Here is a 15,515-nt window from a genome sequence, read left to right as displayed (position 1 = left end):
CGGACCCGGCCCGCGCCGGAGCCGTCAGTGCAGGACCACCCAGGCGGCCGCGCCGATCATGAGGACGAGCCCGATGATCAGGGCAACCTTCGCGGTCGAGCCCGAGGACCCGGACCGCTCCTGCTCCGCGGCGCGGCGCTGCTGGCGGGAGCCCGGCGCCGCCTGGCGGGCCGGTGCGGCCTCCTCGACGAACGCCCGGAACATCTGCGTGCTGCCCGCGGGGTCGTAGTTGCCCTCGGGGACCTGTGAGTTGTGGTTCTCAGCCATGGAGCAGGACCCTAGCCGGTTTTCCGATTCTTTTACCGCCCCACCCCCCAGATTCGTTTGCCTGTAGCAACCATTCGCTTCTATGGTTGCCTGAAGCAACAAGATGGAGGGACCCGGTGACGATGACCGCGCGGACGACTGCGACCGCACCGAACGCACCGACTGCTCCGACTGCTCCGACCACTCCGCACGGTGAGCTGGCCCGCCAGCTCACCGGGATCGGCGCGGTCAAGCGCGAGCTCGCCCGCAGCCTGCCCCCGGACTGTCCGCCCGGCGCGGCTGCCGTCCTCACCGTGCTCGACCGGCACGGGGAGATGCGGCTGAGCCGGCTGGCCGAGTTCATGGCGGTGGACATCTCGGTGACCAGCCGGCACGTCACGCACGTCGCCGACCGCGGCTGGATCGAGCGAGAGACCGACCCCGGCGACGGACGCTGCCGGATCCTGCGGCTCACGCCGACCGGCCGGGCGCTGCTCGCCGAGCTCGGCGCCCGCCACACGGCCGCGTTGGAGAGAGCCCTGCACGACTGGTCCGCCCAGGACATCGACGTACTCAACACCCTGTTGGCCCGACTCCGATCGAGCTTCCGGACGTAAGGAAAGACATGGCCCAGTCGGAGACGACGACCGACAACACACCCAAGGCCGCGGCCGCGGGAGCATCCGCTTCCGCGGCCGTGACCATGACCCACCCGCAGATCATGAAGGCGCTGTCCGGGCTGATGCTCGGCATGTTCGTGGCGATCCTGTCCTCCACGATCGTCTCCAACGCCCTGCCCCAGATCATCAGCGACCTCGGCGGCACCCAGTCCTCGTACACCTGGGTGGTCACGGCGGCCCTGCTGTCGATGACGGCGGCCACCCCGCTGTGGGGCAAGCTGTCCGACCTCTTCAGCAAGAAGCTGCTGGTCCAGATCTCCCTCGTGATCTACGTCCTCGGCTCCGTGGTCGCGGGTCTGTCCCAGAACACCGGCACGCTCATCGCCTGCCGCGTGGTCCAGGGCATAGGCGTCGGCGGTCTGTCGGCCCTCGCCCAGATCGTCATGGCCGCGATGATCTCCCCGCGTGAGCGCGGCCGGTACAGCGGCTACCTCGGTGCGGTCTTCGCCGTCGCCACCGTCGGCGGCCCGCTGCTGGGCGGTGTCATCACCGACACCGAGTGGCTGGGCTGGCGCTGGTGCTTCTACGTCGGCGTGCCGTTCGCGATCATCGCCCTGATCGTGCTCCAGCGGACCCTGCACCTCCCGGTCGTCCGCCGCGACGTCAAGGTCGACTGGCTGGGCGCCTTCCTGATCAGCGGGGCCGTCTCGCTGCTGCTGATCTGGGTCACCCAGGCCGGCGACTCCTACGAGTGGATCTCCTGGCAGACCTGGGCCATGACGGGCGGCGCGGTGCTGCTCGGACTGCTCTTCGTCCTCGTCGAGTCCCGCGCGAGCGACCCGATCATCCCGCTGCGGCTCTTCCGCAACAAGACCATCAGCCTGGCGTCGGCGGCCTCCCTGTTCGTGGGCATCGCGATGTTCTCGGGGACCGTGTTTTTCAGCCAGTTCTTCCAGTTGGCCCGCGGCGAGTCCCCCACGATGTCCGGAGTCCTCACGATTCCGATGATCGCCGGCCTCTTCGTCTCCTCCACCCTTTCCGGTCAGGTGATCACCAAGACCGGAAAGTGGAAGGCCTGGCTCGTCTCCGGCGGCGTGCTGCTGACCGTCGGTCTGGGCCTGCTGGGCACCCTGCGGTACGACACCCCGTACTGGCACATCGCGATGTACATGGCGCTGACCGGCCTCGGTCTCGGCATGATGATGCAGAACCTGGTCCTCGCCACCCAGAACCAGGTGGCTCCCGAGGACCTGGGCGCGGCCAGCTCGGTCGTCACCTTCTTCCGCTCGCTCGGCGGCGCCATGGGCGTCTCCGCGCTCGGCGCGGTCATGGCCAACCGGGTCACGCACTACGTCCAGGACGGGCTGGCCGCACTCGGGCCGAAGGCCGCGGCCGCGGGCCGGGGCGGCACCGCCGGGGGCGGGATCCCCGACCTCGACAAGCTGCCCGCACCCATCCGCGAGGTCATCGAGTCCGCGTACGGGCACGGCGTCGGCGACGTCTTCCTCTACGCCGCCCCGTTCGCGCTCCTCGGCCTGGTGCTGGTGCTGTTCATCAAGGAGGTCGCGCTGAAGTCCAAGCCTGCGGCCCACTCCCCGGCGGCGGCTTCGCCCCAGCCGGCGGCGGCCACCGAGAGCACCGTCAAGGCCTGAGCGGTGTCGGGGCCGTGGCGGTGTCCGGGCCCTGGCGGTGTCAGGGCCCTGAGCCGCGGCCTCCAGCGGTGGCCTTGGCCTCGGGCTGCGCCTTGGCCTCGATGCCCGCGATCAGGACGTCGAGCGCGAGGCAGAAATCGGCCTCGGGCGCCCGCCGGACCGCGCCCCCACAGCCCTGCAGGAACTGCGACACGGCCAGGTGGGCGCCGGTCCGGGCGGCGTGCGCCAGCCCGGTGGCGTCCAGCAGTCGCTGAAGTGCGGCGTCGAAGGCCCGCGCGTGCGGGCCGATGTTGGGATAGGCGGCGGTGAGCGGAGCCACCCACGGATGGTCCGCCAGCACCCGCCGGTAGCCACGGGCCAGGGTCTGCAACCGGGCCGGCCAGCCCGCCTCGCCGGTCCCCGGCGGCGCGGCCGGCAGCCTGAACTCGCCCAGGGCACGGTCCAGGGCGAGTTCGAGCAGATCGTGCTTGGTGTCCACGTACCAGTACAGGGACATCGCGGTGACCCCGAGACCGGCGGCGAGCCGCCGCATCGAGAAGCGGGCCAGCCCCTCGGCGTCGAGCAGCCGTACGGTCGCGGCGGTGATCCGCTCCCGGTCGAGTCCGGAGGGTGCCTCGGTGCGGCGTCTGGCGGGGGCGGCGGGCCTGGCGGTCAGCCACACACTGGTCCGTGTCTCGCCCGGATCGGCCGCGGTCACCATGCAGGCACCCTCCTCACGACAGGTGGATCAGCCCGGAATGCCCGGTCCGCCCTCTTGATGCTAGGGGGTGTCCTGTCGATCGGGCCGGATGAGACCCGATCGGACCGGATCCGACCGGGTCATGACGTCGGGGCGGTCAAGTCGTAGAAGGTGGCCCCGCCGACCGTGGACTCCTTGAAGCCGGCCTTGACCCAGCTCTCGATCTCGCTGCTGGTGCCGCCGCCCGGCCCGCCGCCCATCCGCGCGCCGCCCTCGGTGGTGCCGGGGCCGCCGGTGGTGGCCGGTCCGCCGCTGGTCCCGCCCTGGCCGATGAACCAGTGGATCTTCCCTTCCCGCACGTACGCCTTGAACTGCTCCAGGGTCGGCGAGGGGTCGCTGCCGTTGAAGCCGCCGATCGCCATGACGGGCGCGCCCGAGGCCAGCTGGTAACTGGCCGCGTTCTGCGAGCCGATGGCGGCCGCCGCCCACGTGTACGAGCCGGCGTCGGTGGTGAGGGCCGCCTTGGCCTGGGCGCCGACCTGCGCCCCGTTCAGCAGACCGCCCGCGCCGCCCGGCCCGCCGCCCGTGCGCGCGCCGCCGCGGTCGCCGTCGCGTCCGCCGGCGGTGCCCTGGCCCGGCGGCATACCGCCCTGCGGCAGCCCACCGCCCGGCAGCGCGGCACCCGGCTGACCGGCACCCGGCTGACCGCCGCCGGGCCCGCCCGTGCCCGGCTGCCCGCCTTGGGCTCCTTGGGCTCCCTGGCCACCCGGCCCGCCCTGCGGCAGCTCGCCGGCAACGCCCCGGAAGCCGCCCATCATGCCGCCGGGGCCGCCCCGGCCGCCCGCCACCGCCGGTCCGGCGGTCACGATGGAACCGGTGTGTCCGGTGTTCACCGTGGTCAGGCAGTACGCCAGCGGTCCGGCCAAGGACGCCGCCACTCCCAGCGCCGCCACGACCGGCAGCATCCGGCGGCCCGCCCGCGCCGCGAACGGCAGTGCGGCCGCGGCGAGCAGCCCGCCCACCAGCACCGCCCAGCGCAGCCACGGCAGATAGCCGGTGGCGCGGCCCAGCAGGACGTACGACCAGACGGTCGTCAGGGCCAGCGTGCCGGAGAGGGTGATCGCGGCGGCCGCGCTGCCCCGCTCCTCCCACAGGACGGCGACGCCCATGCCGATCAGCGCGGCCACGAACGGCGCCAGGGCCACGGTGTAGTACTCGTGGAAGATGCCCTGCATGTAGCTGAAGACGATCACGGTGATCAGCAGCGAGCCGCCCCAGGCCAGGAAGGCCGCCCGGGCCATGCCGTCCAGCGAGTCGGTGGCCCGGCGGGCCCGCCAGGTCACCACCAGCCCGGCCACCAGCAGCACCAGCGCCGCGGGGAGCAGCCAGGAGATCTGCCCGCCGATGTTGCCCGAGAACAGCCGGTCGAAGCCGGTCTCCCCCCAGCCGCCTCCCCCTGCCCTGCCGCCCGGGCCGCCCATACCGGCCTCGGGCAGGCCGTAGGCCGCGGCCCCGCCGGTCCGGGTGCCGCCGCCGACGCTGCCGGTCTCGTTGCCGTTGATCCGGCCCAGGCCGTTGTAGCCGAGGGTCAGTTCCAGGAAGGAGTTGTTCTGCGAACCGCCGATGTACGGGCGGGAGGACGCGGGCCACAGCTCCACGATCGCCACCCACCAGCCGCCGGCCGCCACCATCGCGAGCCCGGCCAGCAACAGCTGGCCCAGGCGCCTGCGCAGCCGGGTCGGCGCGCAGACCGCGTACAGCAGCGCGAGCGGCGGCAGGATGACGAAGGCCTGCAGGGTCTTGGTGAGGAAGGCGAAGCCGACGGCGACACCGGCCCAGACCAGCCACTGGGTGCGGGCCCCGTCGAGGGCCCGCAGCACGCAGTAGACGGTGACGGTCAGCAGCAGCGTCAGCAGGGCGTCGGGGTTGTTGAAGCGGAACATCAGGGCCGCGACGGGCGTGAGCGCGAAGGCCGCTCCGCTCAGCAGCGCCGCACCGGGGCCGAACTGGCGGCGTACGGCGGCGTACAGCACGGCCGTCGTGCCGACGCCCATCAGGGCCTGCGGGACGAGGATCTGCCAGGAGCCGAGCCCGAACAGCCGGACCGACAGCATCATCGGCCACAGGGCGGCCGGGGGCTTGTCGACGGTGATGGAGTTGCCGGCGTCGGAGGAGCCGAAGAAGAAGGCCTTCCAGCTCTCGCTGCCCGCCTGTGCGGCGGCGGAGTAGAAGGAGTTGGCGTAGCCGGAGGAGCCGAGGTCCCACAGCAGCAGGGCGGCGGTGGCGATCAGCAGTCCGGCGAGGGCGGGCCGTTCCCAGCGGGGCCGTTCGACGGCGCGCCGGCCGGTACGGGCCCGGGTCTCGGGGACCGGGAAGAGCGGAGTCGCCGCGGTGGTCATCGAATGTCGTCCTTCGCAGGAGTATCGCGCCGGTCGGGGAAGACCCAGGCGCGGAAGAGCAGGAACCGCAGCACGGTGGCGGCGAGGTTGGCGGTGATCAGAACGGCCAGTTCGGTGCCGTGCGCGGGATCGGCGGTGGCCGCTCCGAGCGCCGCCAGGGAACCGCTCGTCAGGGCCAGCCCGATGCCGAACACCACCAGCCCCTGGGCCTGGTGGCGCACGGCCCGGTCCCGGCCGCGGACGCCGAAGGTGAGCCGGCGGTTGGCCGCGGTGTTGGCGACGGCGGAGAGCAGCAGGGCGGCGCCGTTGGCCGTCTGCGGGCCGGTCCCGGCGCGGAAGGCGGAGTACAGCAGCAGGTAGAGCAGGGTGGACAGGGCTCCGACGGCGCAGAAGCCGAGGAGCTGGCGGGCCAGGCCGCGGTCCACCCCGGGCAGCGCGGTGCGGTCGCGCGGATCGTCGCCGAAGGGGCGGGCGAGCCGGTCGAGCGGGAGCGCTCCGACGGCCAGTGCCCGGCCCACGCGCCAGACCCCCTTCAGGTCCTCGGTGGCGGTCCTGACGATGTGGACCGTGGAGTCGGGGTCGTCGACCCAGTCCACGGGCACCTCGTGGATCCGCAGCCCGGCCCGCTCGGCGAGGACGAGCAGTTCGGTGTCGAAGAACCAGCCCGCGTCCTCGACCAGCGGCAGCAGCCGCTCGGCGACCTCGCGCCGGATGGCCTTGAACCCGCACTGGGCATCGCTGAACCGGGCGGCGAGCGAGGACCGCAGCAGGAGGTTGTAGGCCCGGGAGACGAACTCCCGCTTGGCTCCCCGCACCACTCGTGAGGAACGGGCCAGCCGGGTGCCGATGGCCAGGTCGGAGTGACCGGAGATCAGCGGTGCGACCAGCGGCAGCAGGGCGTTCAGGTCCGTGGAGAGGTCCACGTCCATGTAGGCGAGGACGGGGGCTTCGGAGTCGGACCACACGGTGCGCAGCGCTCTGCCCCGGCCCTTCTCCTCCAGCCGGGTGCTGCGTACGCCGTCCAGCGTGGCGGCGAGCCCCGCCGCGACCTCGGGGGTGCGGTCGGTGCTCGCGTTGTCGGCGACCGTGATCCGGAAGGGGTAGGGGAAGGTCCTGGTGAGGTGCTCGTGCAGCCGGCGTACGCACGGGCCGAGGTCCTTCTCCTCGTTGAAGACCGGGATCACCACGTCGAGGACGGGCTCACCCGGCACGAGCGCGAGGGGCGCCCGTGCCGGAAGGGCCCCGGGAGAGGTGTCGGTTGGCATGCTCCGACCCTCGTGGAGCGGTCTGTCACCGCTGTGTGGTGAGCCTGTGCCCCGTCTGTGAGTCCGGCTCCGCCGTGCACGCGGGCCGGGCGAGCGGCAGCACGACCTCGAAGCGGGTCCGCCCGGGCTCGCTCTGTACGCCGACCCGCCCGCCGTGCGCCGCGACCACGGCCTGGACGATGGCGAGCCCGAGGCCGGTGGAGCCGGCCGTGCGGGAGCGGGAGGCGTCACCGCGGGCGAAGCGCTCGAAGACGTGGGGGACCAGCTCCGGCGGAATGCCGGGCCCGTCGTCCTCGACGCGCAGCCGGATGGCCGATGTTTCACGTGAAACATCGGCGGTGACGGTGGTGCCGGGCGGGGTGTGCGTGCGGGCGTTGGCGAGCAGGTTCACCAGGACCTGCTGGATCCGGGCCGGGTCGGCCCGTACGGTCGCGGGCTCCTCGGGCAGGTTCAGGCGCCAGTGGTGCCCGGGCCCTGCGGCGCGGGCGTCGCTGACGGCGTCGACGACGAGCGGGGCCAGGTCGGTTTCGGCGTCGGCGGTGGAGAGCGGGCGGCCCGCGTCGAGCCGGGCCAGCAGCAGGAGGTCCTCGACGAGGCCGGTCATCCGCGTGGCCTCGGACTCGATCCGGCCCAAGGCGTGCCGGGTGTCGGGGCCGGGCTCCTCCCGTCCGCGGCGGGTCAGTTCGGCATATCCGCGGATGGAGGCCAGCGGGGTGCGCAGCTCGTGGCTGGCGTCGGCGACGAACTGCCGGACCCGCGTCTCGCTCTGCTGGCGGGCCGTGAGGGCGGAGGAGACGTGGCCCAGCATCCGGTTGATGGCCGCGCCGACCTGGCCCACTTCGGTCCGCGGGTCGGCCTCGGCATCGGGCACCCGCTCGTGGAGGGCGGGCTCGCCCTTGTGCAGGGGAAGTTCGGAGACCCGGGTGGCGGTGGCGGCCACCCGGCGCAGCGGGCGCAGCGCGACCCCGACCAGGGCCTGCCCGGCGAGGGAGGCCGCGATCAGCCCGGCCAGGGTGACGCAGACCTCGACCCCGACCAGGGTGCCCACGATGGAGTCGACCTCGCGCAGCGGGAAGGCGAGGGCGAGGCTCCCGTCGGGCGCGGCCAGCACCCGGTAGGAGCCCAGACCCGGAAGGTCGGTGTCCACCGGCCCCGACCCGGCCCGACCGCCCTTGCCCCCCTGCCCGCCCTGCCCGCCCTGCCCGCCCTGCGCGGCTTGCACGGCTTGCGCGGCCTGCGCGGCCTTCCGGGCGGTCGCGGCGAGCACCCTGCTCTGAGCCTCGGTGAGGACCGGCGCCTCGTCGGGCACACCCTCGACGCGGACGTTGCGGGCGGTCCCGAGGACCGTGCCGACGGGGTCCAGACGTACCCCGGTGGCGTTCAGCGGGCTGCCGGGGGCCGTGACGAAGCCGGTGCTGTTCTGCCGGGCCGGCTTCCCCGCGGGCATCCGGACGGCCATCCCGACGGAGGTGATCAGCTGCTCGTCGAGCTGATTGACCAGGTACGAGCGCAGGGCGAGGGTGGTGACGGTCCCGATGGCCGCGCCCACGACGGCGATCAGCGCCACGGCCGAGACGACGAGCCGGGTCCGCAGCGACCAGGGCCGGCGGGCTCGCGGTCGGCGCCGTCCCCGGGAAGGGAAGCGAAAGCGCACTACTCGGCCGGCTTGATCAGGTATCCGGCGCCGCGCCGGGTGTGGATCATCGGAGCCAGGCCGGGGCCGCTCTCCAGCTTCCTGCGCAGGTAGGAGATGTAGAGCTCGACCACATTGGCCTGGCCGCCGAAGTCGTACGACCACACCCGGTCCAGGATCTGCGCCTTGCTCAGCACCCGACGCGGGTTGCGCATGAGGTAGCGCAGCAGCTCGAACTCGGTGGCGGTCAGGTGGATCTCCCGGCCGCCCCGCACCACCTCGTGGCTGTCCTCGTCGAGCCGCAGGTCGCCGACGGCCAGTACCGAGCCGCCGCGTGCCGCCTGCGCCGCGCCCGAGCGCCGGACCAGGCCGCGCAGCCGGGCCACGACCTCCTCCAGGCTGAAGGGCTTGGTGACGTAGTCGTCGCCGCCCGCCGTGAGGCCGGCGATCCGGTCCTCCACGGAGTCCCGGGCGGTCAGGAACAGCACGGGGACCTGGGGGATCTCCCGGCGCAGCCGCCCGAGGACGGTGAGACCGTCCATGTCGGGCAGCATGATGTCGAGGACCACCACGTCCGGCCGGAACTCCCGCGCCGCCCGCACCGCACCGGCACCGTCGCCGGCGCTGCGGACCTCGCAGCCCTCGTACCGCAGGGTCATCGACAGCAGCTCGGAGAGCGAGGCCTCGTCGTCGACGACGAGCACCCGGCAGGGCCCGCCGTCGGGCCGCACGAGGGCCGTGTGGTTGCTGGTGGACGTGGACGCGTGGGAGGTGGTCGTCGCAGTCATACCGACCACGCTGTCCGGAACCTCTGAGAGCGTTCTTGTGCCTGCCTGTGAATTTCCTGAGAAACGGAAAAGGGGCTCTCAGCCGTCGAGCCGGAACAGCCGGGCACCGTTGTCGTGGCAGACCGCCCGGAGCCAGTGGTCGCCGAGGCCGAGCCGTTCGAGGGCCGCCAGCTGGTGCTCGTAGGGGTAGGGGATGTTCGGGAAGTCGGTGCCGAGCAGGATCCGGTCGCCGAGATCGGCGAGCCGGCCCAGGTCACCGGGCGGGAAGGGGCTGATCCGCTCGGAGAAGTCGGTGAAGGCCATGGTGGTGTCCAGGCGCACCTCGGGGTACCGGTCGGCGAGGTCCAGGAAGTCGGCGTACTCGGGCATGCCCATGTGGGCGATCACCAGCGGCAGCCGCGGGTGGCGGGCCAGCAGCCGGCCGACCGGCTCGGGTCCGGTGTACTTGGCCGGCACGGGACCCGACCCGCAGTGGATCACGGTCGGGATGCCGGCCTCGGCGAGCAGCCCCCACACCGGATCCAGCCGGTCGTCGTTGGGGTCGTAGCCGCCGACCTGGAGGTGTGCCTTGAAGATCCGGGCCCCGGAGTCGACGGCCTGGCGGACGTACGCGGCTGCGCCCTCCTCCGGGAAGAAGGTCGCGGTGTGCAGGCAGCCGGGGGTGCGGGCGGCGAAATCTGCGGACCAGGCGTTGAGCCAGGCGGCCATCTCCGGCTTGTGCGGATAGAGCATGGCCGTGAAGGCCCGGACCCCGAACTCCCGCAGCAGCGCGACCCGCTGCTCCTCCTCGTGCCGGTAGGTGATGGGCCACTCGACGCCGGTCAGCGGGCCGACCGCGTCGAAGTACTCCCAGACCTTGTCCAGGACCCGCTCGGGCATGAAGTGCGTGTGGACGTCGACCAGTCCGGGCAGCCCGAGGCGCTCCCGGAAGGCGCGGACCGCCTCAGCCGTTGCGGACAAAGCCGTGGCTCCGCTCGACGGTCGCGACGTGCAGGGTGTAGCTCTCGTACCAGTCGGCGCGGCCCTGCTTGATGGCCGCCCGGTGCTGCAAGTCCTCCCGCCACTCGGTGAGGGACTCGTGGTCACGGAAGTAGGCGACGGTGATGCCGAGACCACCGGGGGTGCGGGCGGACTCGTACCCGAGGTATCCGGGATTCGTCGCGACCATCTCCTCCATCCGCGCGAGGGTCTCGGGATATCCGCTGTCGTCATCGGTCCGGACATTGCTGAAAACGGCCATGACATAAGGCGGTTCGAAGGCCGGTACCGGCTGAATGCTCATGCCGTCCACCCTCCGCGGACCGCCCCGGCGTGTCCACCGCAAACGGCGCCGGAAGACCAAAGGGATCCAAGTTTTGACCTTGGCCGACGGCATCAGACCGGGGCTGACCGGGGGCAGGCGTTACGCCTCAGAACAGCCCGTCCTGCTCGGCGGGCGCGCCGGCGGCCGACGGGATCTCCGCCACGGGCACCGACGTCACCGCCCCGCCCTCCGGGGCGGTGAGCTCCCACCCGGCCAGCAGCCGGGTGTCCACGACGAGCCCGTCCTCGAGGTGCAGATCGGGGCCGGCCGCGCCCATCAGCCGTCCCACGACGGCCCCGCCGGGAACCATCTCGGTGAGCACCCGCGCGGCGGCCGGCAACCCGTCCAGCCCGAACGCCGCGGCATGGTCGACGACTTCGCACCCCACCCGCTCCAGCGACTCCGGCCACCCGGACAGCGCCGCCGCCCGCGCGTGCAGCTCGGCGACCTCCCGGGCCCGGTCCGGTCCCGGCGGCAGCTGCACCCGTACAGCGCGCTTACGGGCGTACGCGATCCGGTCCGGCACCCCGAGCGCCGCCCTCAGCAGCTCCTCGGTGCGCCGGGTCGCCATCAACGGACCACGTCCCAGCCAGGTCCAGGCCACCGCGCCCTGCTCCAGCAGCCGGGCGGATCCGCGCTCCTCGGCGGTGATCCCGACCTTGACCATGCCGGGTCCGAACCAGGCCAGGTAGACCCGGTAGGTGCGCGGGTCCGCGGCGTTGGTGTCGGCCGCGACGGAGAACGACCTGTCGAGGCGGGCGCATTCGGGACACTGCGCGTTCCCGGCACGGCCGGGCACCAGGGCCGCGGTCGGACAGGGTGTGCGTCTCCCGGCCCGCCACACGCCGAGGCAGTGCCGCTCCCCGTCCGCCGCGAAGGCCAGCCGCTGCCCGTACGCCGGCACGCTCGTCCGCTCGCCGCGCCCCTCCCCGTACCACCCGATGGCCGGCCGGCCATCCTTCCACCGGATCCCGGTGCACCACCAGGTCACAGCGGAAGCGGCCGTTCGAAGAAGGTGTCCAGCACGACCGTGGCGTGCGTGCCGCTGACTCCCTCGATGGCGTAGAGGCGGCGCAGGACGTCCTGCAGCTGCTCGGTCGAGGCCGTGCGCACCTTGACCAGCACGGAGGAACTGCCCGCGATGACGTGCGCCTCCTGGATCTCGGGGATCGCGGCGAAGTCGGCGCCGGACTCACCCATCCAGGCGTTGGAGTCGACCATCACATAGGCGAGGACCCCACTGCCGACGGCCGCCGGGTCGACGTCGATGGTGGTCCGCCGGATCACCCCGCGCTCCCGCAGTTTGCGTACGCGCTCGTGGGTGGCCCCGGCAGAGAGCCCGACGGCCGTGCCGAGAGCGGCGTACGACTGGCCGGCGTCCTGCTGCAGGCGCAGGACGAGCGCACGGTCGATGTCGTCCACGCAATCTTCCTCTCTTGGGCCTGTCGACCCTTGCGAAGACGGTACCTGATCCTGCAATCTCACCATCAGGCCGAACAGTATTCGGCAAATCTGCCTCAGGGGGAATCGTGTCTGCCATTGCCGACCTCACCTTGTACGAGATCCTGGACGAGCGCTTCCTGACCGGCCGCTGCGCCAACGGCGACGCCCGGCTGGAACGGCTCTACGACGACTGCCGCTGGGCGGAGGGCCCGCTGTACCTCCCCGCTTGGCGGCAGCTGGTGTGGAGCGACATCCCCAACGACCGCATGCTCCGCTGGGACGAGGAGAGCGGCGCGGTCTCGGTCTTCCGCTCCCGGGCCGGCCACACCAACGGCAACACCATGGACCGCGAAGGCCGCCTGATCACCTGTGAACAGGGCAACCGGCGCGTCACCCGCACCGAGCCGGACGGCAGCATCACCGTCATCGCCGACCGCTTCGACGGGAAGCGGCTCAACAGCCCGAACGACGCGGTGGTCCGCTCGGACGGCTCCATCTGGTTCTCCGACCCGGACTTCGGCATCACCAGCGACTACGAGGGCCACCGCGCCGCCAGCGAGATCGGCGCCTGCAACCTCTACCGGGCCGACCCCTCGACCGGCGAGGTCCGCAGGGTCGCCGACGGCTTCCTCGGCCCCAACGGCCTCGTCTTCTCCCCCGACGAGAGCGAGCTCTACGCCGCGGACACCCGCGCGGGCCACATCCGCGCCTTCAAGGTCACCGACGACGGCGCCCTCACCGACGACCGCGTCTTCACCGCCTGCCGCCGCGTCGACAACATCCGCTTCGACGACGAGGGCCGGTTGTGGGCGGCCGCGATGGAGAACGGCGTCCAGTGCCACGCCCCGGACGGCACCCTCATCGGCCGCATCCGTGTCCCCGAGCCGGTCTCGAACATCACCTTCGGCGGCGCGAAGAACAACCGCCTCTTCATCACCGCCACCACCTCCCTCTACTCCCTGGTGATGTCGGTGACCGGCCTCCCCCGGGTCCTCTAGCTCCCGCTACCGGGCGACGAACTGCGTCAGGATCGCCTGGACCTCGTAGATGTCGACACCCTTGGTGAAGGTCTTCTCGATCGGCGCCGGGCTCCCGGATATCCAGATCTTGAGCTCGGCGTCGAGATCGAAGTGGCCGGCGGTCTCCACGGAGAAGTGGGTGATGCTCCGGTAGGGGACGGAGTGGTACTCCACCTTCTTCCCCGTGAGCCCCTGCTTGTCGATGAGCACCAGCCGCCTGTCGGTGAACAGGATCGTGTCCCGGATCAACAGGAAGGCGGCGTGCACCTGCTCCCCCTGCCCCAGCAGTCGCGCGTAGTCCCGCTGCGCCGACACGGGGTCGACGGTGTGCGCATTCCCGAACAGTCCCATGAGTGCCCCCGTTTTCCAGCTTCGGACGATCTTCGGAAACCGTACCGAGGCCGGCGGGTGGTCGGCGTCACCCGCCAGAGCCATCCCACCCCTGAATACCTCCGGGGGACCCCCTCCCCATCAAGGAGGAGACACCCCCGACAGGACATACGCGGGACATGCGCCGTCGAGGTCACCAATGGCCGGGGGCGGGGTGCGGCCAGCCTCCCTCGATCGCCGGGCCACTGCCCGCGGGAACGTTCGCGGCCACCAACGCCGCCGCCTCGCGAGCGCCGAGGCGGGAACCAAGCACGCGGGACGGTATCTCCGGCGACCACTGCGACCATTCGAGAACGACGTTCCACAGGCCGTCTCCGCTTGGCACCACCCGCGGAACCTCCTCGTAGAACGGAGCCCTGGTACTGGTGAGCAGACTGAACTGACCGTGCGACGGGAAGGGGAAGAAAACGCGCAGGGTCGGCTGCGCATACAGGGCCTCGGCCAGTTCGGCGTCGCCCAGCCTGATCAGCCGCGAGCGCTCCAGAGTCAGCCGCCAAGCGGTCGACACCACCCTCCCCGGAGGGGCCGCATCCAAAGGATCCGCCGCCAGCAACGTCCACTCACGACGTAGTTGATCGATCGAAGCCCCATCACGCCAGGCGTGCAGGATGGCATGCACCACCGCGAGGTCATCGGTACTGCCGAATGCACCCCAAGGCCATCCGGAGTCCGCTGAGATCTCGATGCGGAACTCGCGTTCTTCGACATTGGTGGCGTACACGGCGAACCGCGCCTCACCGCGTGCGCCGCATGCGGCAACCGCGGGATCGTACCCCTCGACGGGATCCATGGGACTGGCACCGTGCCCGCTGCGAGCCGCCTCGCCGGCCAGCGCTTCCCGCAGGCCGCCCGGTGCCGCCAGCTCCGGATAGAGGTCGGACAGCACTTCCCTCGAATGTTCGATCATGCACGTACGGTAAGCCGCGGGAACGAAGCCCGGCCCAAAACGGCAGAAGCCCCAGACTTTCGTCTGGGGCTTCTGGCCTGCTGTGCACTCGGCAGGATTCGAACCTGCAACCTTCTGATCCGTAGTCAGATGCTCTATCCGTTAAGCTACGAGTGCTTGGGCTTCCCGGGGTTTTGCGCCCCGTTGGCCTTGCGAGAACAACAATACATGGACCTCGCCGGGACGCGAAATCCATTAGCCAAACCCCTGCTGACCTGCGGAAACGGCCCGGACGAAGATCGTCCGGATGGGTTCGCACAGAGGTCGGAGCCAAGCGGATTGCCCCGGAAAGCATCGAAGCCCCGGTCCGTCAGGACCGGGGCTTCGATGAGGTGCGGAGGCGGAGGGATTTGAACCCTCGATGGGGGGTAAGCCCCAAACCGCATTAGCAGTGCGGCGCCATAGACCGGACTAGGCGACGCCTCCAGCACACCCCCGCGTACGAGGGTGCGTGCAGATGATGACACAGGCGCAGGGCCCCTCACCAATCCGCTCCCACGGTACTAGGAGGGACGGGCGAAGGGCAAAGCCTTAAAGCAGCCGCAGCACGCAACGTCGGCGGGCCCCCGTCGTTGGTCAGGCGTACGACGTACGGACGACCTGGAGTGCCCCATGCTGCGTCTCGCCGCCTTCGCCGTCACCTCTGCCCTGGCCGCCGCGGCCGCGGGGCCCCTCCCGCCGCTGCCCGTGCCCCTGGGCGGACTGCTGGCGCCGCCCGACCGCCTCACCATCGCCATGGCCGACACCGGTAACCGTCAGTTGGACCGGGAGTACCGGCTCGAATGCGACCCCGTCGGCGGCGACCACCCCCAGGCCGCCGGCGCCTGCGCGCGGCTGGACCAGCTCGCCAAGGAGGGGAAGGACCCCTTCGCCCCGATCTCCAAGCGGCAGCTCTGCACCATGCAGCACGGCGGCCCCGCCACCGCCCGCATCACCGGCACCTGGAACGGCCGCAAAGTGGACGCCACGTTCCGGCGGACGAACGGATGCGAAATCAGCCGCTGGGACGAGTTGGAACCTCTGCTTCCGAGTGGGCGTTCCTGACCTGGGAGGATGCGCGGAATGTGCGGTATCCACCGCACATCGGCCGCCCCGCCGCGGGCCTGTGGCCTTAGACTCCTCCCGTGACTTG

The 15,515-nt window shown here is 71.7% G+C and carries 15 protein-coding genes, 2 tRNA genes and 2 pseudogenes; 5 read left to right on the top strand and 14 right to left on the bottom strand.

Going from position 1 to position 15,515, the window contains the following annotated elements:
* Nucleotides 1-24: 24 nt before the first annotated feature.
* Entirely contained in the window at nucleotides 25-267 is a 243-nt protein-coding gene (locus tag ACZ4VT_RS25575) for a hypothetical protein (RefSeq protein ID WP_030707923.1), read from the bottom strand.
* Nucleotides 268-389: 122 nt separating this feature from the next.
* Here ACZ4VT_RS25575 and ACZ4VT_RS25570 point away from each other — a divergent pair, with 122 nt between their 5' ends.
* Together ACZ4VT_RS25570 and ACZ4VT_RS25565 are read left to right on the top strand one after the other, a co-directional pair.
* A complete protein-coding gene (locus ACZ4VT_RS25570) occupies nucleotides 390-863 on the top strand; it encodes a MarR family winged helix-turn-helix transcriptional regulator (RefSeq protein ID WP_467953102.1) in 474 nt (157 codons plus the stop codon).
* An 86-nt stretch (nucleotides 864-949) separates the two neighbouring features.
* Nucleotides 950-2,518, top strand: coding sequence for an MDR family MFS transporter (locus tag ACZ4VT_RS25565; protein WP_467953100.1), 1,569 nt, complete (start codon nucleotides 950-952; stop codon nucleotides 2,516-2,518).
* A gap of 40 nt (nucleotides 2,519-2,558) precedes the next feature.
* Here ACZ4VT_RS25565 and ACZ4VT_RS25560 read toward each other — a convergent pair whose 3' ends face one another.
* The 9 genes from ACZ4VT_RS25560 to ACZ4VT_RS25520 form a co-directional block, all read right to left on the bottom strand.
* Nucleotides 2,559-3,218 carry a TetR/AcrR family transcriptional regulator gene (locus ACZ4VT_RS25560; protein WP_467952999.1) on the bottom strand — a complete coding sequence of 220 codons (660 nt, stop codon included), beginning with the start codon at nucleotides 3,216-3,218 and terminating at the stop codon, nucleotides 2,559-2,561.
* A gap of 119 nt (nucleotides 3,219-3,337) precedes the next feature.
* Nucleotides 3,338-5,596 carry a glycosyltransferase family 39 protein gene (locus ACZ4VT_RS25555; RefSeq protein WP_467952997.1) on the bottom strand — a complete coding sequence of 753 codons (2,259 nt, stop codon included), beginning with the start codon at nucleotides 5,594-5,596 and terminating at the stop codon, nucleotides 3,338-3,340.
* Nucleotides 5,593-6,861, bottom strand: coding sequence for a bifunctional glycosyltransferase family 2/GtrA family protein (locus tag ACZ4VT_RS25550; RefSeq protein WP_467952995.1), 1,269 nt, complete (start codon nucleotides 6,859-6,861; stop codon nucleotides 5,593-5,595). The genes ACZ4VT_RS25555 and ACZ4VT_RS25550 overlap by 4 nt, the downstream gene beginning before the upstream one ends.
* Nucleotides 6,862-6,886: 25 nt before the next feature.
* Entirely contained in the window at nucleotides 6,887-8,428 is a 1,542-nt protein-coding gene (locus ACZ4VT_RS25545) for a sensor histidine kinase (RefSeq protein WP_467952993.1), read from the bottom strand.
* 86 nt (nucleotides 8,429-8,514) lie between these two features.
* On the bottom strand, nucleotides 8,515-9,282 hold the full coding sequence (locus ACZ4VT_RS25540) for a response regulator transcription factor (protein WP_467952991.1): 768 nt from the start codon (nucleotides 9,280-9,282) through the stop codon (nucleotides 8,515-8,517).
* A gap of 78 nt (nucleotides 9,283-9,360) precedes the next feature.
* Nucleotides 9,361-10,242, bottom strand: coding sequence for an amidohydrolase family protein (locus ACZ4VT_RS25535; protein ID WP_467952989.1), 882 nt, complete (start codon nucleotides 10,240-10,242; stop codon nucleotides 9,361-9,363).
* Nucleotides 10,226-10,564 carry an antibiotic biosynthesis monooxygenase family protein gene (locus ACZ4VT_RS25530; RefSeq protein WP_467952987.1) on the bottom strand — a complete coding sequence of 113 codons (339 nt, stop codon included), beginning with the start codon at nucleotides 10,562-10,564 and terminating at the stop codon, nucleotides 10,226-10,228. Before ACZ4VT_RS25530 ends, ACZ4VT_RS25535 begins: the two co-directional genes overlap by 17 nt.
* A gap of 127 nt (nucleotides 10,565-10,691) precedes the next feature.
* Nucleotides 10,692-11,576, bottom strand: coding sequence for a DUF2797 domain-containing protein (locus ACZ4VT_RS25525; RefSeq protein WP_467952985.1), 885 nt, complete (start codon nucleotides 11,574-11,576; stop codon nucleotides 10,692-10,694).
* Entirely contained in the window at nucleotides 11,573-12,007 is a 435-nt protein-coding gene (locus tag ACZ4VT_RS25520) for an Lrp/AsnC family transcriptional regulator (protein WP_467952983.1), read from the bottom strand. The genes ACZ4VT_RS25525 and ACZ4VT_RS25520 overlap by 4 nt, the downstream gene beginning before the upstream one ends.
* A gap of 107 nt (nucleotides 12,008-12,114) precedes the next feature.
* On the opposite strand from ACZ4VT_RS25520, the gene ACZ4VT_RS25515 reads away from it, so the two are divergent.
* Nucleotides 12,115-13,026 (top strand): SMP-30/gluconolactonase/LRE family protein, encoded by a 912-nt coding sequence (locus ACZ4VT_RS25515; RefSeq protein ID WP_467952981.1) that lies wholly within the window; start codon nucleotides 12,115-12,117, stop codon nucleotides 13,024-13,026.
* Between the two features lie 6 nt (nucleotides 13,027-13,032).
* Here ACZ4VT_RS25515 and ACZ4VT_RS25510 read toward each other — a convergent pair whose 3' ends face one another.
* The 4 genes from ACZ4VT_RS25510 to ACZ4VT_RS25495 form a co-directional block, all read right to left on the bottom strand.
* Nucleotides 13,033-13,398 (bottom strand): PH domain-containing protein, encoded by a 366-nt coding sequence (locus tag ACZ4VT_RS25510; RefSeq protein ID WP_467952979.1) that lies wholly within the window; start codon nucleotides 13,396-13,398, stop codon nucleotides 13,033-13,035.
* Between the two features lie 172 nt (nucleotides 13,399-13,570).
* Nucleotides 13,571-14,344 (bottom strand): DUF6193 family natural product biosynthesis protein, encoded by a 774-nt coding sequence (locus tag ACZ4VT_RS25505; protein ID WP_467952977.1) that lies wholly within the window; start codon nucleotides 14,342-14,344, stop codon nucleotides 13,571-13,573.
* Nucleotides 14,345-14,427: 83 nt separating this feature from the next.
* Nucleotides 14,428-14,500: transfer RNA gene (locus tag ACZ4VT_RS25500), tRNA-Arg, on the bottom strand.
* Between the two features lie 218 nt (nucleotides 14,501-14,718).
* Nucleotides 14,719-14,809: transfer RNA gene (locus ACZ4VT_RS25495), tRNA-Ser, on the bottom strand.
* 186 nt (nucleotides 14,810-14,995) lie between these two features.
* On the opposite strand from ACZ4VT_RS25495, the pseudogene ACZ4VT_RS25490 reads away from it, so the two are divergent.
* Nucleotides 14,996-15,334: pseudogene (locus tag ACZ4VT_RS25490) on the top strand (SSI family serine proteinase inhibitor); the annotation flags it as partial.
* Nucleotides 15,253-15,498 (top strand): annotated as a pseudogene (locus tag ACZ4VT_RS25485) (hypothetical protein); the annotation flags it as partial. The pseudogenes ACZ4VT_RS25490 and ACZ4VT_RS25485, both read left to right, overlap by 82 nt.
* Between the last annotated feature and the right edge of the window lie 17 nt (nucleotides 15,499-15,515).

The sequence above is a fragment of the Streptomyces sp. NPDC029164 genome (assembly GCF_055563995.1).
This window is presented reverse-complemented; position numbering and strand designations above follow the sequence as displayed.

Excerpts from the sequence above, each read along its gene's own strand:
- ACZ4VT_RS25555 (WP_467952997.1), bottom strand. The coding sequence starts at position 5,596 with ATGACCACCGCGGCGACTCCGCTCTTCCCGGTCCCCGAGACCCGGGCC.
- ACZ4VT_RS25540 (WP_467952991.1), bottom strand. The coding sequence starts at position 9,282 with ATGACTGCGACGACCACCTCCCACGCGTCCACGTCCACCAGCAACCAC.
- ACZ4VT_RS25565 (WP_467953100.1), top strand. The coding sequence starts at position 950 with ATGACCCACCCGCAGATCATGAAGGCGCTGTCCGGGCTGATGCTCGGC.
- ACZ4VT_RS25575 (WP_030707923.1), bottom strand. The coding sequence starts at position 267 with ATGGCTGAGAACCACAACTCACAGGTCCCCGAGGGCAACTACGACCCC.
- ACZ4VT_RS25510 (WP_467952979.1), bottom strand. The coding sequence starts at position 13,398 with ATGGGACTGTTCGGGAATGCGCACACCGTCGACCCCGTGTCGGCGCAG.
- ACZ4VT_RS25530 (WP_467952987.1), bottom strand. The coding sequence starts at position 10,564 with ATGAGCATTCAGCCGGTACCGGCCTTCGAACCGCCTTATGTCATGGCC.
- ACZ4VT_RS25560 (WP_467952999.1), bottom strand. The coding sequence starts at position 3,218 with ATGGTGACCGCGGCCGATCCGGGCGAGACACGGACCAGTGTGTGGCTG.
- ACZ4VT_RS25505 (WP_467952977.1), bottom strand. The coding sequence starts at position 14,344 with ATGATCGAACATTCGAGGGAAGTGCTGTCCGACCTCTATCCGGAGCTG.
- ACZ4VT_RS25550 (WP_467952995.1), bottom strand. The coding sequence starts at position 6,861 with ATGCCAACCGACACCTCTCCCGGGGCCCTTCCGGCACGGGCGCCCCTC.
- ACZ4VT_RS25570 (WP_467953102.1), top strand. The coding sequence starts at position 390 with ATGACCGCGCGGACGACTGCGACCGCACCGAACGCACCGACTGCTCCG.